Genomic DNA, 21,840 nt, shown 5'->3' on the forward strand with positions numbered 1-21,840 from the left:
CCGGTCCAGTACAGCCAGCGATCAGCAGGAGAGGGGCCACCCCGATGGCAGTGGACGAGGGAGTCGCCCCAGCGGCGAAGACAGACGCGGACGGCACGGTCCACCGGCTGAAGCCCAACGCGATCGGCCTGCTCGGGGTGGTCTTCATGGCCGTCGCGACCGCCGCGCCGATCACCGCCATGACCGGCAACGTGCCCTTCATGGTGTCGTCCGGCAACGGCATAGGCGCCCCGGCGAGCTACCTCGTCGCAATGGTCGTCCTGGCAATCTTTTCCGTCGGTTTCACGTCGATGGCGAAGCACATCACGTCGACGGGCGCCTTCTACGGCTTCATCTCCTACGGTCTCGGCCGCACCGCGGGCCTGGCGTCGGGGCTGCTCGCCACCTTCGCCTACGCCGTCTTCGAGCCGGCGCTGATCGGCATCTTCTCGGTCTTCGCCAACACGACCCTGAAGGACCAGACCGGACTCGACGTCCCGTGGTGGGCGTTCGCGATTCTGATGCTCGCCATCAACGCGACCGGCACCTGGTTCGGCGTCAGCGTCGCCGAGAAGCTCCTCGTCGTCCTCCTCGGCACCGAGGTGACCGTCCTCGCCGCGATGGCGATCTCGGTCGCCCTGCACGGCGGCGGCCCGCACGGCTTCACCTTCGGCCCGGTCAACCCGGTCAACGCCTTCAAGGGCACGTCCGCGGGGCTCGGTCTCTTCTTCGCCTTCTGGTCATGGGTCGGCTTCGAGTCCACGGCGATGTACGGCGAGGAGTCCCGCGACCCGAAGAAGATCATCCCCAAGGCGACGATGATCTCGGTCCTCGGCGTCGGCGTCTTCTACGTCTTCGTCTCCTGGATGGCCATCATCGGCAACGGCGAGACGGAGGCCGTCAAGGCCGCCTCCTCCGCCAACCCCCTCGCCCTCTTCTTCGACCCGACCGAGCACTACGTCGGCCACTGGGCGGTCGTCCTCATGCAGTGGCTGATGGTCACCGGCTCGCTGGCCTGCGGCATGGCCTTCCACAACTGCGCCGCCCGCTACATGTACGCGCTGGGCCGGGAAGGGGTTCTCCCCTCGCTCCGGAACACCGTCGGCCGCACCCACGCCCGGCACGGCTCCCCGCACGTCGCGGGCCTGGTCCAGACGGTGATCTCGGCCGTCCTGATCGGGGCGTTCTGGGCCGCGGGCAAGGACCCGTACAACGCCCTCTACGTGTTGCTGGCCATCCTCGGCACGATGGCGATCCTGGTCGTGCAGGCCGTGTGCTCGTTCGCGGTGCTGGTCTACTTCCGGAAGAACCACCCCGAGAGCCGGCACTGGTTCAGGACCTTCACCGCGCCGCTCATCGGCGGCGTCGCGATGCTCGCCGTGGTCGTCCTGCTGGTGTCCAACATGGGCGTCGCGGCCGGCACCGAGTCCGGCTCGCTGCTGCTGAAGGCGACGCCGTGGCTGGTGGCGCTGGTGGCGGCGACGGGCGTCGGCTACGCGCAGTACCTCAAGCGCCGGTCGCCGGAGCGGTACGCGCTGCTGGGACGGACGGTGCTGGAGGAAACGCGGGAGCGCTGAACGCCCCGTCAGGGGCGCGGGGCTGTACTGCGCATGCGGCTACCGCCGCGTGGGCGCGACCGGCCCCGACGCTCCCGCGCGGGAGTACGCGCCTGCGGGAGCGTCCTGGTTGCTCGCGCCGTTCCCCGCGCCCCTATCGGGGCGCGTCCCCGAACTGTTTCTCCCGGTGCACCCGCCAGCGCTCCATCATCCGGCCGATCTCGGCGTCCACGAACTCGAAGAACGCGAGCGTCTCGGCCATCCGCCGCCCCGCCGGGGTGTCCGCGCCGAGGCTGCTCACGCCCTCCCGCAGGGCGCCCTCCCACCGCTTGATCACGGCCTCCCGGCTGGTGAGGGCCTCGTACCACTGGTTGCTGTGCACCCGGTACCGCTCCCGCCGGGAGCCCGGCTCCCGCTCGCGCGCGACCATGTGCTGCTGGGCCAGATAGCGCACCCCGCCGGACACCGCCGCCGGGCTGACCTGCAGCAGCTCCCCCAGTTCCGCCGAGGTCAGGGCGCCCGGGTCGGACGCCAGCAGGGCCGCGAAGATCCGGGCCGGCATGCGCTGCATCCCGGCCTCGACGAGCTGCGCCGCGAAGCTCTCGACGAACTTCGAGACGGCCTCCTGATCGCGCCCCATCGCATCCGTAGTCATGGTCACCAGCCTAGCGGGGGTTTCTACACTTCCTTAACTTCACAATTTTCTGAAGCCAGCGTACGTTCTGAACCATGACGAAGGCAATCACGGTCGCCGGGCTCCACAAGTCCTTCGGCCGCACCCATGCCCTGGACGGCCTCGACCTGGACGTCGAGGCCGGCGAGGTGCACGGCTTCCTCGGCCCCAACGGCGCCGGGAAGTCCACCACCATCCGGGTCCTGCTCGGGCTGCTGCGCCCCGACTCCGGCGCCGCGCAGATCCTCGGCCGCGACCCCTGGAAGGACGCCGTGGCGGTGCACCACAGGATCGCCTACGTCCCCGGAGACGTGACCCTCTGGCGCAACCTCTCGGGCGGCGAGGTCATCGACCTCTACGGCCGGCTGCGCGGCGGCAGCCTCGACGCCCGCCGCCGGGCCGATCTGCTCGACCGCTTCGAACTGGACCCCACCAAGAAGGGCCGCACCTACAGCAAGGGCAACCGGCAGAAGGTCGCCCTGGTCGCCGCGTTCGCCTCGGACGTGGACCTGCTGATCCTGGACGAGCCGACCTCCGGCCTGGACCCCCTGATGGAGGAGGTCTTCCAGCGCTGCGTGGAGGAGGAGCGCGACCGCGGCCGTACGATCCTGCTCTCGTCCCACATCCTGAGCGAGGTCGAGGAACTCTGCGACCGCGTCAGCATCATCCGTAACGGCCGTACGGTCGAGTCCGGTTCACTCGCCGACCTGCGCCATCTCACCCGGACCAGTGTGACCGCCGAACTCGCCGGCCCGCCCGACGGGTTGGCCCGCCTCCCCGGCGTGCACGACGTCGACGTCCAGGGCCACCGGGTCCGCCTCCAGGTCGACACCGAGCAACTCACCGCCGTGCTGCGCTCGTTGAGCGAGACCGGCGTACGCTCCCTGACCTCCACCCCGCCCACCCTGGAAGAACTCTTCCTGCGTCACTACCAGGACGAGGCGGTCGCCCGATGACCACCCTGACGGGCACCGGCACCCTGCTGCGCTTCGCGCTGCGCCGCGACCGCGTGACGACACCGGTCTGGATCGCGGTGAACGCGCTGATGGTCCTCTCCATGCCGAACACGCTGAAGACGCTCTACGGCACGGAGTCCGAACGCGCCGACCTGATCCGCCAGTTGCAGACCAACGCCTCCTTCCGCGCCCTGATCGGCCCGCTCCACGACACCTCGCTCGGCGGTCTGACGGCGTGGCGGGTGGGCGTGTACGCCGGTGTCCTCGCGGCCGTCACCAGCCTGCTCGTCGTCGTACGCCACACCCGTGAGGAGGAGGAGACCGGCCGCGCGGAGCTGCTGGCGTCCGGCGCGGTGGGCCGGCGGGCGTCGCTGACGGCGGCCCTGCTGGCGGCGGCCGTGGCGAACGGGGTGCCGGCCCTGCTGATCACGGCCGGCCTGGCCGGACAGGGGGTCGCCGGGGCGCTGTCCTTCGGGCTCGGCCTGGCCGGAACCGGCATGGTCTTCGCGACGGCGGCGGCGATCGTGGCGCAGCTGACCGAGAGCGCACGCCTGGCGCGGGGCCTGACGTCGGCGGTGCTGGGCGCGGCCTTCGTGCTGCGCGCGGCGGGCGACTCGGCGAGCGGCTCCGGGTCGTCACCGCTGACCTGGCTGTCGCCACTGGGCTGGCTGGAGAATCTCCGGCCCTTCGCCGCCGAACGCTGGTGGGTGCTGGCGCTGTTCGCGGCCGCCGTGCTGGTGCAGGCCGGGGTGGCCTACGTCCTGGCCGGCCGCCGTGACCTGGGGATGAGCTTCTTCCCCGCCCGGCCGGGCCCGGCCACCGGCGGCCTCGGCTCCGCCGCCGCGCTCGCCTGGCGGCTCCAGCGGGGCGGGGTGCTCGGCTGGTCGCTCGGTTTCCTCCTGGCGGGCGTGGTCTTCGGCGGGCTGGCGCAGGGCGCGGCCGACCTGGTCGGCGACAACGAGAACGCCCGGGAGATCTTCGAGCGGATGGGCGGCCAGAGCGGAGTGACGAACGCGTTCCTCGCCTCGATGGTCGGGATCCTGGGGCTGATCGCCACGCTGTACGTCGTGGCGTCGGTCCTCCGGCTGAACGGCGAGGAGACCGCGGGCCGCGCCGAACCGCTGCTGGCCTGTGCGGTGGGCCGGCTGCGCTGGGCGGCCGGGCATCTGACCATCGCCTTCGGCGGCTCGGCCCTGATCATGCTGCTGGCGGGGCTGGGCTTCGCGGTCGGCTACGGCAAGGAGGTGGGCCCGGTCATGGGCGCCTGCCTGGTCCAGCTCCCGGCGGTCTGGGTGATCGGCGGCCTGGCACTGCTGCTGTACGGGGTCGCGCCCCGGCTGGCCCCGGCGGCCTGGGGAGTGGCTGTGGCGGTGCTGCTGATCGGCTGGGTGGGCCCGGCCCTGAACGCCCCCCGACTCGTCCTGGACCTCTCCCCCTTCGGCCACCTGCCGAAGCTGCCGGGCGGAGGAATGGAGTGGGGGCCGGTGCTGATTCTGCTGGGGTTGGCCGTGCTGCTGACGGGCGTCGGGCTGGCGGGATTGAAACGCCGGGACATGACCGCCTGACGGCAGCCTCTCAGTCGACGTACTGCTTGAGTTCCTCGGTGTCGAGGGCGATTCCGACGGGATCGGGGAGAGTGACCTTGCCCCCAAGCTTCACCACGTGGATGTCCTGGTATCCGTCCTCCGGGTCCGGGTTGCTGTGCACGAGGACCGAGAGGCTGTCCGGGTCGATGAGCAAGTAGACCGGGATACCCGCCTCGGCATAGGCGCGGGGTTTCTCGACCCGGTCCCGGTCGTGGGTGTCCGAGTCGTAAGACGTGACCTCCACGACCATCAACACCCCACGGGTATCGGCCCAGTCCCCCTGCCCCGCGAAGTGCCCCACGGGTGCGAGGACACCATCGGGCCGGGCCCGGCCCCGGCGGTATGTCTCCACCTTCAGACCCTGCGTCGGATTGAGATCGAGCTCGGACACCAGCTTGACCCGTCACTCGCGACCGGCCGTCGGAATCGGTCGGTGATCAGCCGAACCGGTGATCACCCCGTGCCGACGCTCAACCCCTCCAGCCCCCGGATCACAAAGTTCGGCTTGCGCTCCGGCTCCGCGGCCAGGCTCAGCGTCGGGGCCTTCTCCAGCAGGGCCGTCATCGAGGCCGCCAGCTCGATGCGGGCCAGCGGGGCGCCGATGCAGTAGTGGATGCCGGCGCTGAAGGAGATGTGGGGGTTGTCGCGGCGGGTCAGGTCGAGTTCCCCGGGGTGGTCGAACACGTCGGGGTCGTGGTTGGCGGAGCCGAAGAGCATCGCGATCTCCGCGCCCCTCGGGATCGTCGTGCCGTCGATCTCGACCTCGTCCAGCACCCAGCGTTCGAAGAGCTGGAGCGGGGTGTCGTAGCGCATCAGCTCCTCGACGGCGGTGGGGACCAGGGAGTGGTCGGCGCGGAGGGCGGCGAGCTGGGCCGGGTTGCGGAAGAGGGCGTACCAGCCGTTGACCGTGGCGTTGACGGTCGCCTCGTGGCCGGCGTTGAGGAGCAGGACGGCCGTGGAGATCATCTCCTGCTCGGTGAGCCGGTCGCCCTCGTCGTGCGCCGCGATCAGCCCGGAGATCAGGTCCTCGCCCGGCTCCGAGCGCCGCTCGGCGATCAGCCCGCGCAGGTAGTCGGAGAACTCCACCGAGGCCCGGACGGCCTTCGCTGCCGTGTCCTCGGAGGGGTTCAGCTCGTACATTCCGCAGATGTCCGCCGACCAGGGCCGCAGCGGGGCCCGGTCCGCCTCCGGGATGCCCAGCATCTCGGCGATGACGGCGACGGGCAGCGGTTCGGCGACGTCGGCGAGCAGGTCGCCGCCGCCCCGGTGGACCAGGTCGTCGACGAGTTCGCCGGCGAGTTTCGCCACGTACGGCTTGAGCCGCTCGACGGTGCGCGGGGTGAACGCCTTCGACACCAGGCGGCGGATGCGGGTGTGGTCCGGGGGTTCCAGGTCGAGCATGCCGTGGTCGTTGAGCGTGTGGAACGGCTCGTGCTCCGGCGGCGGTGCGGTCCGCCCGAAGTCCTCGTGGCTGAACCGGTGCTGGTACGCCCGCCCCAGCCGCCGGTCCCGCAGCAGCGCCGAGACGTCGGCGTGGTGCGGGACCAGCCACTGGTCCGTGGGCTCGTAGTACTGCACCCGGCCCCGGGAGCGGAGCTCGGCGTAGGCGGGGTACGGGTCGGCGAGGAAGTCCGGGTCCCAGGGGTCGAAGGCTGCCATGGACGGACGTTAGACCGCCGGTCCCCCTCCTGACCAGGGGTGTCTCAGGGGCCTACGGGTTGGGCAGGGTCCACCACTGCCACGTGTTGGAGCCGCAGTTACGGAGGTTGATCCCCGCGTGCTCGCGCTGGTCGCCGTTGTTCTGGATGCTCAGGCACTGGCTGTTGACGTCCGTGCGCAGCCAGCCGCCGTCCTTGTACCAGCGCTGGTTGGCCAGTCCGTGGCAGTCGCCGACCACCTGGGCCGCGGCGTCGACCTCGCCGTTCCTCACATCGAGACAGTGCTGCTCGGCGCCGTTGACGAGCTTCCTGCCCGACCAGTACCAGAGCTGGTTGCCGGTGCCCGTGTTGCAGGTCTGCACCTCGACGTTGTCGCCGTTGGAGGCCAGGCACTTGCCGTTCAGCTGCGTGGTGATCTGGAAGTACTGCGGCACCACGGTCGCCTGGACCGGCAGGGCGGTGACGAGGAGGGGGACGGCGGTCAGCGCGAGCGCGGTCAGGCCGCGCTCCAGGAGCTTGATCATGTCTCCTGATGTAGCGGGATCCGATCCCGCACCGACAGGCCCCGAACAGCGGCTTCACCCGACTGGCGGAACGCATTCACCGACCACGAGTGACCGACACGGGCCCACCGAGCGTGGGGCTGCTCCAGTAGCTTCCGGCGGGGCCAGTAGCTTGCCAACTCCGTCCGGAACGAGCAGCGGAGGACCCGCGCATGCCCCGAGAGGCGCCCTATCTGACCACGGCCGAGGCACTGCGCGCACGGCTTGTCGCGGGTGAGTGGCAGGTAGGACAGCGCCTGCCCTCGCGGGCGCGGCTCGCCGAGGAGTACGGCGTCGGGCGCAACGTCGTCCAGCGGTCGGTGGACCTGCTGATCGCCGACGGGCTGCTGGAGGGGCGCGCAGGCTCGGGGACCTTCGTCCGGGTGCCGCGGGAGCGGCTGCGGATGGTCCGGGCCCGGCGCCGCGAACGCTCGCTCGCCGCCGTGACGGAGCGCGGCCGGGCCAGTGCCTGGGACGCGCACAGCGACGTACGGGCTCCGGCCCCGGAGGACATCGCGGAGCGGCTCGGCGTCTCCCCCGGCGATCTCTGCGTCCGAACCCACTACGAGTTCCTCGCCGACGGCCGGCCCGTCCAGCTCTCCGAGTCCTGGGAGCCGATGGCCCTCACGGGCGGCACGCCGATCGTGCTGCCCGAGCGGGGGCCACTGGCGGGCAAGGGGGTGGTCGAGCGGATGCGGTCGATCGGCGTGGACGTCGAGACGGTGGTGGAACTGCCGCGCCCGGCCCGGGCCGACCGCACGCAGGCGAACCTGCTCGGCATCGGCGTCGGCGACCTCGTGCTCCGGATCGAGCGGACCATCTACGACACCGGCGGGCGGCCGGTGGAGACCGCCGACATCGTCGTCCCGGACGTCCGTCGTGAGGTCGTCTACGAGTTCGCGGTCGAGCGGTAGCCGATGACTCTCATATCCGCCCGGCTCGGGCTGCTGCGTGATCCGGACTTCGGCCGCCTCTTCGCCGCCACCGCCCTCGGCCAACTCGGCGATCGCATCGTCTTCCTGGCCCTGCCGCTGGTCGCGATCGTGGCCCTGGACGCCGACGAGTTCCAGGTCGGCCTGCTGACCGCGACGACCACGGCCGGCTCCCTGCTCGTCGGGCTGCCGGCGGGGGCGTGGCTGGACCGGGTGCGGAAGCGGCCGGTGATGATCGGTGCCGACCTCGCGCGGGCGCTGGTCCTGCTGACGGTCCCGGCGGCCTGGTGGGCGGGCCTGCTCACCTTCTGGTGGCTGTGCGCGGTCGCACTGGTCCACGGCGTGCTGACCGTCTTCTTCGATGTCGCCTACGCCAGTTACCTCCCGCACCTGGTGGGCCGCGACCGCCTGGTCGAGGGGACCGCGAAGCTCTCGGCGATCCGCTCGGTCACCGCCATCGGCGGGCCCGCGGTGGCGGGTCCCCTGGTCGGCGCGGTCGGCGCCCCCGCCACGCTGGTGGCGAGTGCGGTCGGGATGGCCCTGTCAGGGCTCGTCGCGAGCGGTGTCCGGCGGCGGGAGCAGCGGCCGCGGGCGGGCGGACGCCCCCGGCTGGGGCGGGACATCGCAGACGGCCTGCGGTTCGTCCTCGGGCATCCCACCCTGCGCGCCCTCGTCCTCGGCGACGCGCTGTTCAACCTCTTCCTGGTCATGTACCAGGCCATGCTGCTGGTCCGGCTGGAGCGGACGATCGGGCTCTCGCCCTTCGGTATCGGCCTCGTGCTGTCGGGGATGGGGTGCGGTGCGCTGCTGGGTGCGCTGCTGGCGACCAGGGTCTCGGCCTGGCTCGGGCAGGGCCCGGTCATCCGGCTCGCGCCGCTGGTCACCTGTCCGCCGACCGGGCTGATGCCGTTGGCGCGCCCCGGCTGGAGCGTGGGCGTGGCCGCGGTCGGGCTCGCGGCGCTGTCCCTGGGCGGGGTCGTCCGTGTGGTGGCGCAGTCGAGCCTCCAGCAGGCCCTGACCCCGGACGGGTTGCTGGGCCGGATGAACGCGACCGCCCGCTTCGTGTCCTGGGGCGGCATTCCGCTGGGCGGCCTCCTGGGCGGCGCCTCGGGCTCGCTGTTCGGAGCGGCGCCCACGTTGTGGATCGCGGCGGCCGGAATGACGCTGAGCGCCCTGCCGAACCTGCTCAGCCGCCGGACGGAGCCTTGAGGTGCCCGATGAGGGCGGCGGAAGCCCGTGTGCCCACGGGACGTCAGGAGGTGGAACGCCCGGGGCGGCACGGGTGGTGCGCGGTGCCGACGACGTGCGTGCTTGGGGCATGCGCGTCCCGGTTCCGGCCCGGGGAAAAAGGGATTGCCCGGGGAACGGCGGTCACGTTGGCTGGGTGGCGTGACCGAACTTCGTACCGATCGCCTCGTCCTGCGCCGATGGCGTGACTCCGACCTCGAACCGTGGGCGGCGATGAACGCCGACCCCGAGGTTCGGGAGCACCTGGGCGACCTGCTCACCCGTGAACAGAGCGATGCCTCCGTGGCGAGGTTCCAGGCCGAGTTCGACCGGCGGGGCTACGGGTGGTGGGCGGTCGAGGTGCGGGCCACCGGCGAGTTCGTCGGCTTCGCGGGCCTGGACGACGTGGACGACCACATGCCGTTCACAGGAGTGGAGATCGGCTGGCGGCTCGCCCGTCCGGCCTGGGGCCACGGCTACGCCACCGAGGCCGCGCTGACCGTCCTCGCCCACGGCTTCGACACCCTCGCGCTTCCCGAGATCCTCGCCGTCACCACGGCCGCCAATCTCCGTTCGCAGGCGGTGATGCGCCGGATCGGCATGACCCGGGACCCGGCCGACGACTTCGACGACCCCACCGAGCCCGACGGGCCACTGCGTCCGAACGTGCTGTACCGCATCGCCCCGCGCTAGCCAGGTGTCACCAGCCGTGCCTCGTAGGCGAAGACCGCCGCCTGGGTGCGGTCCCTGAGGCCCAGCTTCACCAGGATGCGGCTGACATGGGTCTTGATGGTCGACTCGGCCACCACCAGGCGTTCGGCGATCTCCGCGTTCGAGAGGCCCTGGGCGATGAGGACCAGGACCTCCGTCTCCCGGTCGGTGAGGTCGCCGTAGGCGGCGTGGGCCGTGGGCATCAGACGCGAGGTGCCGGAGAGCTTGGAGAACTCCGTGATCAGGCGCTTGGTGACCGAGGGGGCGAGCAGGGCCTCGCCCGCCGCCACCACCCGCACGCCGTCCGCCAGTTGCCGGGCCGAGGCGTCCTTCAGGAGGAAGCCGGAGGCTCCGGCGCGCAGGGCCTGGTAGACGTACTCGTCCAGGTCGAAGGTGGTCAGGACCAGGACCTTGGCCGTGCTGTCGACGGCCACGATCTCCCTCGTCGCCTCGATGCCGTTCAGCTCGGGCATCCGGATGTCCATCAGGACCACGTCGGGCGCCAGTTCACGGACGCGGTCCACCGCCTCACGGCCGTTGACCGCCTCGCCGACGACCTCGATGTCCGGCATCGCGTTCAGCAGGACCGAGAAGCCCTCGCGCACCATCATCTGGTCGTCCGCGATCAGTACGCGGATGGTCATGCATCACCTTCGGTAGGGGCGACGGCCGGCAGGAAGACCGTCACCTCGTAGCCTCCCTCGGCCGTCGGGGCCGCTGTCATCTCGCCGTTCAGCATCGACACGCGCTCCCGCATGCCCGTGATGCCGTGGCCGGCGCCGGGAGAGGGTCTGAGGAGGGCCGGCCGGGGCGGGGGCCCGTTGACTATGCGCAGGCCGAGGCCGCCGATGACGTATCCGATCTCCACCCGGGCCGGGGCACCCGGCGCGTGGCGCAGGGTGTTGCTGAGAGCCTCCTGGACGATCCGGTAGGCCGACAGCTCCACGCCCTGCGGGAGTTCACGGACCGCGCCGGTCACCGCCTTGTCGACGGTCAGCCCCGCCTCCCGCACGTTGGCGAGCAGCGCGTCCAGGTCGGCGAGGGTGGGCTGCGGGGCGTCGGGGGCCTCGTAGTCCTCGGCGCGGACCACGCCCAGGACCCGGCGCAGCTCGGTGAGCGCCGCCACCGCGTTCTCCCGGATGGTGACGAACGCCTTCTCCAGCTCCGGCGGCGGGTTCTCGACGCGGTACGGGGCCGCTTCCGCCTGAATGGCCACGACGGACATGTGGTGGGCCACCACGTCGTGCAGTTCGCGGGCGATCGTCGTGCGCTCTTCGAGAAGCGTGCGCCGGGACCGCTCGTGCGCCGTCTGCGACTGCTGGGCGGTCACCGTCTGTTCGGCCTCCCGGCGGATCTGCCGGACGGTGACGGTCAGCAGGGCTATCGCGGAGACGACCAGCATCGGGCCGACGTCGTTGGTGTAGTGACCCCCGCCGAGGACCGAGACGAACGTGAAGCCGTAGACCGCGGTGATCGCCCACATCCAGGCCGCCGTGCGCGGACGGGTGCGGACCGCGACGACCGTGAGCACCACCAGGTGGGAGATGAAGTTGCCCGTCGTCCACGGCCAGTCGTCCCAGGATCTGTCCAGCAGGGTGCCGGCCCAGCTCGCGACGAGCGACAGCCAGAAGGCGGCGACCGGACGCGCCAGCGTGAGCAGCACCGGTGCCAGCACGGTCAGGCCGACCAGCAGGGTCCCGGCCGATCCCGGCGAGCGGTCCGCGACGGTCGCCAGCAGCGCCACCGCGCCCACCGCGCCCACCGCGAGATGCGGCGTCCAGACCGCGTACTCCCGCATGCGGCCGGACAGGCGGCGGATGCGCGGACCGTCGCCACTCAGCGGGGGCAACGGCCGGTAGGCGAAGGCGTCCTGGAACAGGTCCTGCCGCAGCCTGCGCAGGGCGTCCATCGCGGCCCGGATCTCCGGGCTGCGCGGCTTGTACGGCTCGAACGAGCCGTCCGGTGGCTCCGATGGCATCGTGTGCGTCTGGGTCGTCTCGGTCACGTACACGACGGTATGCGGCGGGCGGGGTCGCCGTCGTCACCAGTGAGACGGGTCCTGCGGCATCCCTCTCAGGTACTACGGGGGTCACCGCGGGGCTCCGGCCGCAGCGTCACCACAGGGCTGAGGGCCGTCAGTATCCCGACGGCCGCACCAGCCCCGACTCGTACGCGAACACCGCCGCCTGGGTGCGGTCCCTGAGGCCCAGCTTCACCAGGATGCGGCCCACGTGGGTCTTCACGGTCTGCTCGGCGACGACCAGCCGCTCGGCGATCTCCGCGTTCGACAGCCCCTGCGCGATCAGCGCGAGGACCTCCGTCTCGCGCTCGGTCAGATCGCCGACGCGGGACTTCAGCGGGGCGCGCACCCCGCCGCCGTCCAGCTGGGAGAACTGGGCGATCAGCCGACGGGTGACGCCGGGCGCGAGCAGCGCGTCGCCGGCCGCCACCACCCGGACCGCCTCGGCGAGCTGGTCCGCGGACGCGTCCTTGAGCAGGAACCCGGACGCCCCGGCCCGCAACGCCTCGTACACGTACTCGTCCAGGTCGAAGGTGGTCAGCACCAGCACCTTGATGTCCGGGCGTTCGCCGACGATCCGGCGGGTGGCCTCGATGCCGTTGAGCTCGGGCATGCGGATGTCCATGAGGACGACGTCCGGGGTGAGTTCGGCGACCTTCACCACGGCTTCCAGCCCGTCCACGGCCTGGCCGACGACCTCGATGGCGGGCTGGGCGTTCAGCAGCACGGTGAAGCCCTGCCGGACCATCTGCTGGTCGTCGGCGATGACCACGCGGATGGGGCTGCTGCCATTGCTGCTCGTCATGCGCGGCCGTCCTTCGAATCAAGGGCAGGGATGATGCCGGTGCGACCGGTGGCACCGGGCAGGATGCCGGGGGTGCGGCGGGGCGCCAGGGCCGCGTCGGCACCGGCGGCAGGCAGCCGTGCGAAGACCTGGTAGCCGCCGTCCGGCCGGGGTTCGGCCGTCAGCGCGCCGCCCAGCATCGCCGCCCGCTCCCGCATCCCGAGCAGTCCGTGCCCGGCACCCGGCGACGGCGGAGCGGGCCGGGTCGGCCGGGTGTTGCCGACCCTCACCAGCAGCCCGTACGACATGTACTCGATCTCTACATGGGCGGTGGCCCCCGGCGCGTGTCGCAGGACGTTGCTCAGGGCCTCCTGCACGATCCGGTACGCCGACAGCTCCACGCCCGGCGGCAGCGGCCGGCTGTCGCCGACGATCCGCGCGGTGACCGTCAGACCGGCCGCCCTGGTGTTCTCGACCAGCGCGTCCAGCCGGTCCAGGGTCGGCTGCGGGCTGTGCGGGCCGACGCCGGCGTCGTCGGGCGCGTCCTCGTCGGGGCTCTCCGCGCGCAGGACGCCCAGGACTCTGCGCAGTTCGGTCAGCGCCTCCAGGGCGTTGTGCCGGATGCCGTCGAGGTTCTCCCGCAGTTCGTCCGACGGGTTGTCCACCAGGTGCGGGGCGACCTGGGCCTGGATGGAGATGACCGACATGTGGTGGGCCACCACGTCGTGCAGTTCGCGCGCGATCCTGCTGCGCTCCTCCAGCAGGGTGCGCCGGGCCCGCTCCTCGGCGGTCAGCGTGGCCTGGTGGCTGAGCTCAGCGCGGGCCACGCGGCGGCCGCGCAGCGCCGCGCCGAACGGGACGACCACCGCGGACAGGGCGACGGTCACCACCGCGGTGGACACATGCGGCCGCGCGCCCAGCTGGCCCTCCAGGAAGAAGGTGACGAGCGCGGTCAGCACCAACGCCTCGACGGCCACCCGGAACCGGACCCGTAGCGCGAGGAGCAGCATGACCAGCAGCTGCGCGATGATCCCGGACACCGTCCACGGCCAGGCGAACCGCATTCCCGGGGGCAGGTCCAGCCGGTCGAGCAGCGTCACCGCGCCCACCAGCATGCCGCCCGTGGACAGCCACCACGCCGGGATCGGCCGCGACATGGCGAGGACGACCGCGCCGCCCTGCGAGAGCGCGATCAGGAAGGCGCCGCCGAAGCCCAGACGCCCGTGGTCCTGCAGCTCGGCGAGGCCGCCGAACGTGATGCCGACCGCCGCCAGCCACAGCACCCCGTGCGGCAGCCAGCGCAGCCACACCGAGGGGGGCAGCGGGTCCGCCCGGACGGTCCACAGGTCGTCCCGCAGGATCCGCAGCCCGAGCAGGACGCGGCCCGCGAACGCCCGCCGGCTCCCCGTTTCCGTCACGTCGGCCAGCCTAGACACGACGGGCTCCGATCGGTGTCGCCTGATCGGACGAGCGGTGGTCCGTGACGATGTGCGGGCGGGTGGTGTCCGGCCGGGAGACGGCGACACGCGAGCGGGTGCGGGGGCGGTGTGGCGTGCCGGGGCGCTCGTACGTGTGGAACGCCGCCCAGCAGACGGCGAGCGCCAGGGCGAAGACCGGGAGCCACATCAGACGGGCCGCGGCCCAGGTGAGGTGGTCGGGGGGCGTGTGGAGACCGGGGAGGCGGCCGAACAGGAGGCCGGTGGCGGTGGTCGCCATCAGGGCCGTCTGATGCCACAGGAAGATCGTCATCGCGGAGAGGTTCACCAGGGCCACCGCAGCCCAGGCGAGCGGGCGGCGCATCGTTCGACGCAGCCGCTCGCGCAGGAGCAGGGCCAGGCCGCACTGGGCCAGGCCGAAGGTGACGGCGGCCAGCGTGGGCGGGTTGAGGTTGGAGACGGACGCGCCGGGAACGCCGACCATCGAGGCCGGATAGCCCGCGCACGCGACGAGCCCGGCCGTCGCCGCCGTACCGCCGACGAGCAGGACCCAGCCGGCGCGTGGCTGGTCCAGTTCACCGCGGGTCCAGGCGGCGCCCAGGGTGTACGGCACCAGCCAGCCCGCCGCCAGGTTCACCCAGCCGAGGGCGGCCGGAGCGCCGAAGCCGAAACGGAGAAGGTCCACATGAAGGACGACGGCCAGCGGCCACAGGGGGTTGAGCCGGGCGACGAGCGGGGTCGCCGCCGTGAGTGCCGCGAAGACCACCAGGAACCAGAGCGGGGACAGGGCGAGTTTGACGAGGGTGTGGACGGTGGTGACGTCGGCGCCGGAGAGCAGGAGGGCGGTGGCGGCGATCGTCCAGAGGGTCAGGACCGCGGCGACCGGCTTGAAGAGACGGGACAGCCGGGACTTCAGCCAACGGCGGTAGGGAGTGCCGTCGGCCTGGGCGGTGATGTGGCTGCGGGTTGCCACATGACCGCCGACCAGGAAGAACACCGCCAGGGTCTGGAAGATCCAGGAGATCGGGGCCAGCCAGGGAAGTTGCTGGAGGGGGCTGCTGGTGTGCAGCCTGCCGCCGTCCGCCACCAGCGCCGTGACCAGCCAGTGGCCGAGCACCACACCGAGGATGGCGAACGCGCGGAGGGCGTCCACGGCGCGGTCCCGGTCGGGTGGGGTGGCGGTGTCGATGCGGTGGGCGAGAAGGCGTACGCGGTTCGGGAGGCGGGGTGGCGGTGACTCAGGCACGGGTGACCTCCGTGGTCTCGCCGAGGACGATCCGGGCGAGGTTGGCCAGGGAGACCGAGCCCGGGGTGAAGTAGTCGCTGTGGCCGCCGTGGCCCGCCGCGAAGACGCGGGCGCCGAAGGCCGGGGAGACGGGGTCGGCGCCGAAGCCGACGGTCGTGCCGAAGAGGTCGGCGGTGACGTGCGGGACCTCGGCTATCCAGTCGCCGGCGCCTCGGGCCGCCCAGACGCGGGCGGACGTGTGCAGGGCCGTGACCGAGTCGGCGCCGGTGCCGGGACTGCCGACCAGCGCGATGTCGGTGACACCGAGGCCGGTGAGGGCGGGGGCGGCGCGGGCGCAGACCACCGTGCCGTAGGAGTGGCAGAGGAGGGAGACCGCCGCGGGCCCGGGGGCGGTGAGGCTGTGCAGTTCACGGATGAACTCGCGCAGCTGCGGGGCGGCCTGGCCGGCCCGGCCCGCGGTGAGGACGGTGGTGCTGATCGTGTCGGGGGTCCGGTAGCCGAGCCAGGCGACGACGGCGGTCCGGGCCCGCGGGTGCCCGCGGGTGAGGTGCCGGTAGAGGGACTCGGCCGCGGTGTGGAAGCGGGCGTAGGTGTCGAGGGTGGTGTCGGAGCCGGGGACGAGGACGGCGACGCGGCCGGCGTGCGCCAGGTCGCCGAAGACCTCGGTGGCCTGGCCGGTGCCCCGGGCGTCGAAGTGCAGGAGACGGCGGGAAGGGGAGGCGAGGGCGCGGTCGGCGGCGGCGCGGGAGCGGTCACCGTGGGCGGCGGCCATGCGGGCGGCCTCGGCGGCGTTCTCGCGGTTGGCCTGGTAGGCGGTGGTGACGGCGGCCGGGGTGAGGGGCGCGGAGAGGGCGGCCGGTGCCGGAGCCGGGATCGGGGGCCGGGTGGCCGCGGAGAGGGGCAGGACCACGGCCGCGGTGATGAGGGCGGCGAGTGTGGTGCGGCGCAGCCTGTGACGCCAGTCCCCACGTCCCCGGACAGACCTCTCCCGCTCCCCCGCCATGGTGGGCCCCTCCCCGTTCAGTCCGCCCGGCCGTCGGGCTTGTCTGATCGGGAAATTACGGAGCGGGCGACGTCGTTCGCGTCCCGCCAGAGAACTCACCTGGCGGGTAGCTCTCAGGTACTACGGGTATGCGGGGGAGGCTCAGGGGCACATCATCACGGCAGGTCGTCACGAGGCCGGCCGAACCCGGCAGGTCGGCCGAGCCCGGGTAGGTCGGCGCGGGCACGAGGCCGGCCGGGCTCAGTACGCCAGTTGGGCGATCTCCTCCGCCACCACCGCGCACGCGTCCGCCGCCGGGTCGATGAGCGGGAAGTGGCCGACGTCCTCCAGCAGCGTCAGGCCCACCACCTCGCCCGCCTTCGCCGACGCCTCCGCGTAGGACTCGGCGACCGCCTGCGGGACGACGTTGTCCGTGCGGCCCTGGACCAGGGTGGTCGCGATGCCGGTGGGAAGCAGCAGCGCCGGGTCGGCATAGCGCTGCCGGTCGGTGAACTGGTCGCTTCCACCGAGGAGTTGGAGCGCCGCATGACCGCAGACCTCCAGCTTCTCCGCCACCGCGAAGTCCGCGATCGGGGCCAGCGCCACCACGCCCCGCAGCGACGCCGGGCCGGACGTGCGCCATGCGGCGTCCGCCGGGAGGACGTGCCGGGCCGCCGCCCACAGCGCCAGGTGGCCGCCGGCCGAGTGGCCGGTGAGGACGGTGCGGCGCAGGTCCGCCTGGGGCAGGGCCTCGCGGGCCAGCGCGGGCAGGGCGTCCAGCGCCGCCGCGATGTCGTCGAAGGTGTCCGGCCAGCGGCCGGCCACCGGGGCCGAGCCGCCCTGCCCGGGAAGCGCCGCGCCGCGCCGGTACTCGACGTTGGCCACCGCGAAGCCGCGCCGGGCCAGGAAGTCGGCGAAGGGGGTGATGTGGCCGCGGTCGTACGGTGCCCGCCACGCGCCTCCGTGCAGGACCACGACCAGCGGGGCCATGGTCTCGTCACCGCGCGGGACATAGAAGTCGACGACCTGGTCGGGGTGGTCGCCGTAGGCCGCCGTGGCGTCGGGCGCGACGTGCGGGTGCGAGAAGGCCGACTCCTCCTCGGCGGCGGCCCGTTCTGCTGCGGCGTCCGGCATGCTCAACCTCTCAGCGGCGTAATGACATTGGCGGACCAGGTGGGGAATTCGGCCGTTGGCCGGGACGGTATCAGGCCGGTGACGTGCGGCGACACGTGGATGTCACGCACGGTGAGGATTACGCGGTTCTGTACCGTCCCGGTTTTTCCCAACCGGGTCGTCGTGTCCGTATGTCGACTCGCCGAAGGGTGCTACACGGCCTCCGCGAGCACCCGCGCCGCCCGTTCCGCGTCCGCGAAACCGACGTACAGCGGGGTGAAGCCGAAGCGGAGGACGTCGGGATGCCGGAAGTCCCCGACCACCCCGCGCTCGATCAGCCGCTTCATCACGTCCCCGGCGTCCGGGCAGCGCAGCGCGATCTGGCTGCCGCGCTCCTCGTGCGCCGGCGGGGTCACGCACTCGACCCGGCCCGCCGGCAGATACGCCTCGACGCACTCCAGGAAGAAGTCCGTCAGGGCCAGGGACTTGGCGCGGACGGCGGCCACCGGCACCTCGTCCCAGACCTCCAGCGCCGCCTCCAGGGCCAGCATGGACAGGATGTCCGGGGTGCCGACACGGCCGCGCACCGCGCCCGGGGCCGGGGTGTAGGCCGGGCTCATGCCGAACGGCTCGGCGTGCGAGTTCCAGCCGGGCAGCGGCGAGTCGAAGCGGTCCTGGAGGTCGCGCCGGACGTAGAGGTACGCGGGTGAACCCGGGCCGCCGTTCAGGTACTTGTAGGTGCAGCCGACCGCCAGGTCGACCCCGTGCTCGTCGAGGCCGACCGGCAGCGCGCCCGCGCTGTGGCACAGGTCCCAGACGGCCACGGCACCCGCCGCGTGGACCGCTGCGGTGAGGGACGGCAGGTCGTGCAGCCGGCCCGTACGGTAGTCGACGTGGTTGAGCAGGACGGCGGCCGTACGGTCGCTCAGCGCGGTGCGTACGTCCGCCGGCGCCACCGGACGCAGCGTACGGCCGGTGAGCCGGGCCGCCGACTCGGCGATGTAGCCGTCGGTGGGGAAGGTGGTCGCGTCGACCAGGATCTCCGTACGCTCCTCCCTCACCAGCCGTACCGCGCCGACAAGTGCCTTGAAGACGTTGACGCTGGTGGAGTCGCCGACCACGATCTGGCCGGCCGCCGCGCCGACCAGCGGGGCGATCCGGTCGCCGATCCGCTCCGGCGCCGTCCACCAGCCGCTCTCGTCCCAGGACCGGATGCGCAGCTCGCCCCACTGCCGCCGGACCACGTCCTCGACCCGGCCGGGGACGTGCGCGGGCAGGGCGCCCAGTGAGTTGCCGTCCAGGTAGACGACCTCGTCGAGGACGAAGCGGGAGCGCACCCCGGCAAGCTCGTCCGCCGCGTCCAGTTTCTCCGCCCGCAGGGCCAGTTCAGACATGGGACCTCGCCGTCCACAGCTCGGGGAACACGTTCTTTCGGGCACGCTTCTCCAGCCAGGCGACCCCGGCCGAGCCGCCGGTGCCGGCCTTGGCGCCCATGGCACGGCGGGTGGCGACCAGGTGGTCGTTGCGCCAGCGCCAGACCAGTTCGGCGACGTCGGTCAACGCCTCGCCCAGCCGGGCGAGTTCGGCGTCCCCGTCGCCCGAGTAGACGGCCGTCCAGGCGGCCTCGACGGCGTCCGAGGGGTCGTACCGCCGGGACACGTCGCGCTGGAGCACCGCGTCCGGGACCGGGTGTCCGCGGCGCGCGAGGAGCCGTACCACCTCGTCGTAGAGGCTCGGCTCGTACAGGGCCTTCTCCAGTTCCGCGTGGACGCGGGGGGCGCCGCGGTGCGGGACGAGCATGGACGCGGACTTCTCGCCGAGCAGGAACTCCATCCGCCGGTACATCGCCGACTGGAAGCCGGAGCCCTCGCCGAGGGCCGAGCGGTAGGAGTTGAACTGGGCGGGGGTGAGCTGGCCGAGCGGTTTCCAGGAGGCGTTCAGCGCCTCCAGTTCCCGGGTGGAACGCTTCAGCGCGTTGATCGCGGTGGGGATGTCGTCGCCGCGCAGGGCGGTCGCCGCGGTCTCCCACTCGTGGACGATGACCGTGAACCACAACTCCATGACCTGGGTCGTGACCAGGAAGACCATCTCTCCGGGATCGTCGGAGAGGGTGTGCTGGAGATGGGTGAGCACGTCCGCCTTGACGTAGTCCTCGTACGGCGTGGTGCCGGCGAAGTCGAGATGCGGGGTCTCGGGCTCCGAAGCCTCGTCGGGCTGAGCCTGAAGGGACATCGCTGTCTCCTGTTGTGTACTCCGGGTAGCGGTCCGCCCCTGCCGTTCTCGACACGGGGGCCCCGGTCCCCACCCGCATCTTCCGCAACGTACCCCGCACACGGCAAGGCCCGCCCGCTGCCAGACGGGCCACACCGGTCACCACCGGCACCGGTCACCCGGTCGGCCGAGCGCCCCGGGCCGCGGGAGCCGGCCGGGCTACGGCCGCGCGCGGACCGTCCGCCCCCGGTACAGCCTGCCCGGTACGCCGGTGAACTCCAGGTCCAGGCCGACCCCGTCGCGTTCGGCGTGGATGTGCAGGTGGGGTTCGGTGGTGTTGCCGGTGTTGCCGACCTCGCCGATCGGCCGGCCCGCCCGGACCATGTCGCCCTCGGCCACCGTGACCGAGCCGGGGCGCAGATGGGCGAGCTTGACGATCTCCCGGCCGGTGTCCAGGAAGACGTGGTTGCCGTAGGGCGGCTGGTAGCGGATCTCGCCGGGTTTCTGGTCCCGGACGGTGTCGACGGCGGAGACCACCCTGCCGTCGCAGGGAGACCGCACCGGGCGTCCGTAGGCGGCGTACGCGGTCAGCTCGCGGCCCCGCCGGGTGCGGGTGCCGTACGGGCCGAGCGCGACCAGGTCCAGGGCGCCGCGCTGCTCGGGCACCCGGGTGTGGTGGTTCAGCAGACGGCCGCCGCCCTGGACGACGTACCAGGAGCCCTCCAGCGGGAACAGCAGCGGCCGGGACAGCGGGGCCCGCCGGCGGGGCAGCCGGGCGGCGACGACCAGTCCCCCGGCCGCCGCGAGGAGCAGGGCGCCGCCGGCGAGGCGGAGCACGCCGTGTCCGGTGGGCAGGCCGGGCAGCCGGCACGCGGAGGCGAGGGCCACGACGGCGCCCGCCTCGACCGTGCGCCGCAGCGGGCGGGGGTGCATCGCCGGTGCGCCCCAGCCCTCGACGACCACGGAGCAGGCGGCGAGGATCGCCAGGTCACCGGTCCAGGCCAGGCGGTCGGCGGCGGTCCAGAGGGCCAGGACGTTCCAGAGGACGACCAGGCCCGCGCAGACCGCCCAGGTCAGGGAGGCCGGCAGGCGCGGGCGGCGGCGGGGCGGGGTGTAGGGGGCGCCTTCGATGCGCAGCGCGGTGAGTTCGCCGTCCGGGCCCGCCTGGGCCCAGGCCCGCACCCGGCCCGTGCTGCCGGACACGATCAGCCCGTCCGGGCCGTCCGTGACGGTGCCGAACCCGCCGGTCCGGGCGGCCGTGGCGTGCACGATCCGCTCCAGCGTCGCCATCCCGACCGCCTCCGTCACCCGCGGGGCGAGCCGCGGCCACTGCTCCGGGTCCGCGGCGAGGAACCGGGCCAGGACGTGGGCCTCCGGCGACTGCCCGCCGGGCATCGGATCACGCACGTGTGCTCCCCCCTTGCCGTCCCGTACGGGGCGGCGGTCTGGAAGACGGCAGGACGCGGGGTGAGGTTCCCCCCCCCCGGCGCCCCCCGCCCGACGCCCTCCCCGGGGCCCCGCCGCGGGCGGCGGTGGCAGACTGGCGCCATGACGACGCACACGAACCTGCTCGGCGGCCCGGAGCCGACCTATCTGCCCGCGAACGAAGAGGCGTACCGCCTGCTGGGCGACGAGAAGCTGGCTCCGGTCGAGGTCGCGGCGAAGTTCCCGACCTTCTCGCTGGCCTGGGCGCTGCTCGCCGACGACGCGTTCGAGCGCGGCGCGGTGGTCGAGTCGTACGCCTACGCGCGTACCGGCTACCACCGTGGGCTGGACGCCCTGCGCCGCGCCGGGTGGAAGGGACACGGACCCGTTCCCTGGGACCACCGGGCCAACCGCGGCTTCCTGCGCTGCCTGGCCGCGCTCGGCCGGGCCGCGGGCGAGATCGGCGAGAAGGACGAGTACGAGCGGTGCTGGCAGTTCCTGAAGGACAGCAGCGCGGAGGCGTACGCCGAGCTGAAGGGATGACACACCGAGAGGCGAAGGGCCCCGGTTCACCGGCCCTTCGCCTCCGGCCACCGCCCCTCCGGCCACCGGCTTCCGGCTACCAGCTACCGCCCCACCGGCCACCAGCCCTCCGGCCACCGGCTTCCGGCTACCGGCTTCCGCCAGCCGGTCACCAGCCCTCCGGCCACCAGCTACCGCCCCACCGGCCACCAGCCCTCCGGCTACCGGCTACCGGCCACCGGCTTCCGCCAGCCGGTCACCAGCCCTCCGGCCACCAGCTA

20 protein-coding genes and 1 pseudogene are annotated in these 21,840 nt (G+C 72.8%); 7 read left to right on the forward strand and 14 right to left on the reverse strand.

All coding sequences use genetic code 11. The annotated features are described in order from the left end of the window. Window positions 1-44 precede the first annotated feature (44 nt). Window positions 45-1,556 carry an APC family permease gene (locus ACWDGI_RS22805; RefSeq protein ID WP_450761726.1) on the forward strand — a complete coding sequence of 504 codons (1,512 nt, stop codon included), beginning with the start codon at window positions 45-47 and terminating at the stop codon, window positions 1,554-1,556. 133 nt (window positions 1,557-1,689) lie between these two features. Here ACWDGI_RS22805 and ACWDGI_RS22810 read toward each other — a convergent pair whose 3' ends face one another. Further along, window positions 1,690-2,190 carry a GbsR/MarR family transcriptional regulator gene (locus ACWDGI_RS22810; RefSeq protein ID WP_450761728.1) on the reverse strand — a complete coding sequence of 167 codons (501 nt, stop codon included), beginning with the start codon at window positions 2,188-2,190 and terminating at the stop codon, window positions 1,690-1,692. 74 nt (window positions 2,191-2,264) lie between these two features. On the opposite strand from ACWDGI_RS22810, the gene ACWDGI_RS22815 reads away from it, so the two are divergent. Both ACWDGI_RS22815 and ACWDGI_RS22820 read left to right on the forward strand, forming a co-directional pair. Next, window positions 2,265-3,164 (forward strand): ABC transporter ATP-binding protein, encoded by a 900-nt coding sequence (locus ACWDGI_RS22815; RefSeq protein ID WP_450761730.1) that lies wholly within the window; start codon window positions 2,265-2,267, stop codon window positions 3,162-3,164. Further along, on the forward strand, window positions 3,161-4,729 hold the full coding sequence (locus ACWDGI_RS22820; RefSeq protein WP_450761732.1) for an ABC transporter permease: 1,569 nt from the start codon (window positions 3,161-3,163) through the stop codon (window positions 4,727-4,729). The genes ACWDGI_RS22815 and ACWDGI_RS22820 overlap by 4 nt, the downstream gene beginning before the upstream one ends. A 10-nt stretch (window positions 4,730-4,739) precedes the next feature. Here the strand turns inward: ACWDGI_RS22820 and ACWDGI_RS22825 are convergent. The 3 genes and pseudogenes from ACWDGI_RS22825 to ACWDGI_RS22835 all read right to left on the reverse strand — a co-directional run. Continuing rightward, a pseudogene (locus ACWDGI_RS22825) lies at window positions 4,740-5,135 on the reverse strand (Uma2 family endonuclease); the annotation flags it as partial. Window positions 5,136-5,203: 68 nt separating this feature from the next. Next, window positions 5,204-6,409, reverse strand: coding sequence for a cytochrome P450 (locus ACWDGI_RS22830; protein WP_450761734.1), 1,206 nt, complete (start codon window positions 6,407-6,409; stop codon window positions 5,204-5,206). 52 nt (window positions 6,410-6,461) lie between these two features. Beyond that, a complete protein-coding gene (locus tag ACWDGI_RS22835; protein WP_450761736.1) occupies window positions 6,462-6,932 on the reverse strand; it encodes an RICIN domain-containing protein in 471 nt (156 codons plus the stop codon). Between the two features lie 191 nt (window positions 6,933-7,123). Here ACWDGI_RS22835 and ACWDGI_RS22840 point away from each other — a divergent pair, with 191 nt between their 5' ends. The 3 genes from ACWDGI_RS22840 to ACWDGI_RS22850 all read left to right on the forward strand — a co-directional run bounded on the left by ACWDGI_RS22840 (window position 7,124) and on the right by ACWDGI_RS22850 (window position 9,802). Further along, a complete protein-coding gene (locus ACWDGI_RS22840) occupies window positions 7,124-7,864 on the forward strand; it encodes a GntR family transcriptional regulator (protein ID WP_450761738.1) in 741 nt (246 codons plus the stop codon). Between the two features lie 3 nt (window positions 7,865-7,867). Further along, on the forward strand, window positions 7,868-9,091 hold the full coding sequence (locus ACWDGI_RS22845) for an MFS transporter (protein ID WP_450761740.1): 1,224 nt from the start codon (window positions 7,868-7,870) through the stop codon (window positions 9,089-9,091). Window positions 9,092-9,271: 180 nt separating this feature from the next. Beyond that, the gene (locus ACWDGI_RS22850; protein ID WP_450761742.1) at window positions 9,272-9,802 is read left to right on the forward strand and encodes a GNAT family N-acetyltransferase; all 531 of its coding nucleotides are present in this window, start codon (window positions 9,272-9,274) and stop codon (window positions 9,800-9,802) included. On the opposite strand, the gene ACWDGI_RS22855 is transcribed toward ACWDGI_RS22850, so the two are convergent. The 10 genes from ACWDGI_RS22855 to ACWDGI_RS22900 all read right to left on the reverse strand — a co-directional run bounded on the left by ACWDGI_RS22855 (window position 9,799) and on the right by ACWDGI_RS22900 (window position 21,019). Beyond that, the gene (locus ACWDGI_RS22855; protein ID WP_450761744.1) at window positions 9,799-10,464 is read right to left on the reverse strand and encodes a response regulator; all 666 of its coding nucleotides are present in this window, start codon (window positions 10,462-10,464) and stop codon (window positions 9,799-9,801) included. The two genes, ACWDGI_RS22850 and ACWDGI_RS22855, sit on opposite strands and share 4 nt — an antisense overlap. Next, window positions 10,461-11,825 carry a sensor histidine kinase gene (locus tag ACWDGI_RS22860; protein ID WP_450761746.1) on the reverse strand — a complete coding sequence of 455 codons (1,365 nt, stop codon included), beginning with the start codon at window positions 11,823-11,825 and terminating at the stop codon, window positions 10,461-10,463. Before ACWDGI_RS22860 ends, ACWDGI_RS22855 begins: the two co-directional genes overlap by 4 nt. A 130-nt stretch (window positions 11,826-11,955) precedes the next feature. Beyond that, on the reverse strand, window positions 11,956-12,645 hold the full coding sequence (locus ACWDGI_RS22865) for a response regulator (RefSeq protein ID WP_450761748.1): 690 nt from the start codon (window positions 12,643-12,645) through the stop codon (window positions 11,956-11,958). Then, complete coding sequence (locus tag ACWDGI_RS22870) at window positions 12,642-14,042, reverse strand: sensor histidine kinase (RefSeq protein ID WP_450761750.1); 1,401 nt, start codon at window positions 14,040-14,042, stop codon at window positions 12,642-12,644. Before ACWDGI_RS22870 ends, ACWDGI_RS22865 begins: the two co-directional genes overlap by 4 nt. A gap of 10 nt (window positions 14,043-14,052) precedes the next feature. Continuing rightward, window positions 14,053-15,306, reverse strand: coding sequence for an acyltransferase family protein (locus ACWDGI_RS22875; RefSeq protein WP_450761752.1), 1,254 nt, complete (start codon window positions 15,304-15,306; stop codon window positions 14,053-14,055). Further along, window positions 15,299-16,309, reverse strand: coding sequence for an alpha/beta hydrolase (locus ACWDGI_RS22880; protein ID WP_450761754.1), 1,011 nt, complete (start codon window positions 16,307-16,309; stop codon window positions 15,299-15,301). The genes ACWDGI_RS22875 and ACWDGI_RS22880 overlap by 8 nt, the downstream gene beginning before the upstream one ends. Window positions 16,310-16,549: 240 nt before the next feature. Beyond that, a complete protein-coding gene (locus ACWDGI_RS22885; RefSeq protein ID WP_450761756.1) occupies window positions 16,550-17,422 on the reverse strand; it encodes an alpha/beta hydrolase in 873 nt (290 codons plus the stop codon). 191 nt (window positions 17,423-17,613) lie between these two features. Continuing rightward, the gene (kynU, locus tag ACWDGI_RS22890; RefSeq protein ID WP_450761758.1) at window positions 17,614-18,795 is read right to left on the reverse strand and encodes a kynureninase; all 1,182 of its coding nucleotides are present in this window, start codon (window positions 18,793-18,795) and stop codon (window positions 17,614-17,616) included. After that, window positions 18,788-19,633 carry a tryptophan 2,3-dioxygenase family protein gene (locus ACWDGI_RS22895; protein ID WP_450761760.1) on the reverse strand — a complete coding sequence of 282 codons (846 nt, stop codon included), beginning with the start codon at window positions 19,631-19,633 and terminating at the stop codon, window positions 18,788-18,790. The genes kynU and ACWDGI_RS22895 overlap by 8 nt, the downstream gene beginning before the upstream one ends. Before the next feature lie 198 nt (window positions 19,634-19,831). Next, window positions 19,832-21,019, reverse strand: a complete 1,188-nt coding sequence (locus ACWDGI_RS22900; protein ID WP_450761762.1) for a M23 family metallopeptidase — start codon at window positions 21,017-21,019, stop codon at window positions 19,832-19,834. 141 nt (window positions 21,020-21,160) lie between these two features. On the opposite strand from ACWDGI_RS22900, the gene ACWDGI_RS22905 reads away from it, so the two are divergent. Then, window positions 21,161-21,580 (forward strand): DUF3151 domain-containing protein, encoded by a 420-nt coding sequence (locus ACWDGI_RS22905; RefSeq protein WP_450761764.1) that lies wholly within the window; start codon window positions 21,161-21,163, stop codon window positions 21,578-21,580. Window positions 21,581-21,840: the final 260 nt, after the last annotated feature.

It is taken from the genome of Streptomyces sp. NPDC001220, from assembly GCF_053597895.1.

What these genes read in the sequence shown, in the direction of transcription:
- ACWDGI_RS22805 (WP_450761726.1), top strand. Translation starts at nt 45, where the DNA reads ATGGCAGTGGACGAGGGAGTCGCCCCAGCGGCGAAGACAGACGCGGAC.
- ACWDGI_RS22810 (WP_450761728.1), bottom strand. Translation starts at nt 2,190, where the DNA reads ATGACTACGGATGCGATGGGGCGCGATCAGGAGGCCGTCTCGAAGTTC.
- ACWDGI_RS22815 (WP_450761730.1), top strand. Translation starts at nt 2,265, where the DNA reads ATGACGAAGGCAATCACGGTCGCCGGGCTCCACAAGTCCTTCGGCCGC.
- ACWDGI_RS22820 (WP_450761732.1), top strand. Translation starts at nt 3,161, where the DNA reads ATGACCACCCTGACGGGCACCGGCACCCTGCTGCGCTTCGCGCTGCGC.
- ACWDGI_RS22830 (WP_450761734.1), bottom strand. Translation starts at nt 6,409, where the DNA reads ATGGCAGCCTTCGACCCCTGGGACCCGGACTTCCTCGCCGACCCGTAC.
- ACWDGI_RS22835 (WP_450761736.1), bottom strand. Translation starts at nt 6,932, where the DNA reads ATGATCAAGCTCCTGGAGCGCGGCCTGACCGCGCTCGCGCTGACCGCC.
- ACWDGI_RS22840 (WP_450761738.1), top strand. Translation starts at nt 7,124, where the DNA reads ATGCCCCGAGAGGCGCCCTATCTGACCACGGCCGAGGCACTGCGCGCA.
- ACWDGI_RS22845 (WP_450761740.1), top strand. Translation starts at nt 7,868, where the DNA reads ATGACTCTCATATCCGCCCGGCTCGGGCTGCTGCGTGATCCGGACTTC.
- ACWDGI_RS22855 (WP_450761744.1), bottom strand. Translation starts at nt 10,464, where the DNA reads ATGACCATCCGCGTACTGATCGCGGACGACCAGATGATGGTGCGCGAG.
- ACWDGI_RS22865 (WP_450761748.1), bottom strand. Translation starts at nt 12,645, where the DNA reads ATGACGAGCAGCAATGGCAGCAGCCCCATCCGCGTGGTCATCGCCGAC.
- ACWDGI_RS22880 (WP_450761754.1), bottom strand. Translation starts at nt 16,309, where the DNA reads ATGGCGGGGGAGCGGGAGAGGTCTGTCCGGGGACGTGGGGACTGGCGT.
- ACWDGI_RS22885 (WP_450761756.1), bottom strand. Translation starts at nt 17,422, where the DNA reads ATGCCGGACGCCGCAGCAGAACGGGCCGCCGCCGAGGAGGAGTCGGCC.
- kynU (WP_450761758.1), bottom strand. Translation starts at nt 18,795, where the DNA reads ATGTCTGAACTGGCCCTGCGGGCGGAGAAACTGGACGCGGCGGACGAG.
- ACWDGI_RS22895 (WP_450761760.1), bottom strand. Translation starts at nt 19,633, where the DNA reads ATGTCCCTTCAGGCTCAGCCCGACGAGGCTTCGGAGCCCGAGACCCCG.
- ACWDGI_RS22905 (WP_450761764.1), top strand. Translation starts at nt 21,161, where the DNA reads ATGACGACGCACACGAACCTGCTCGGCGGCCCGGAGCCGACCTATCTG.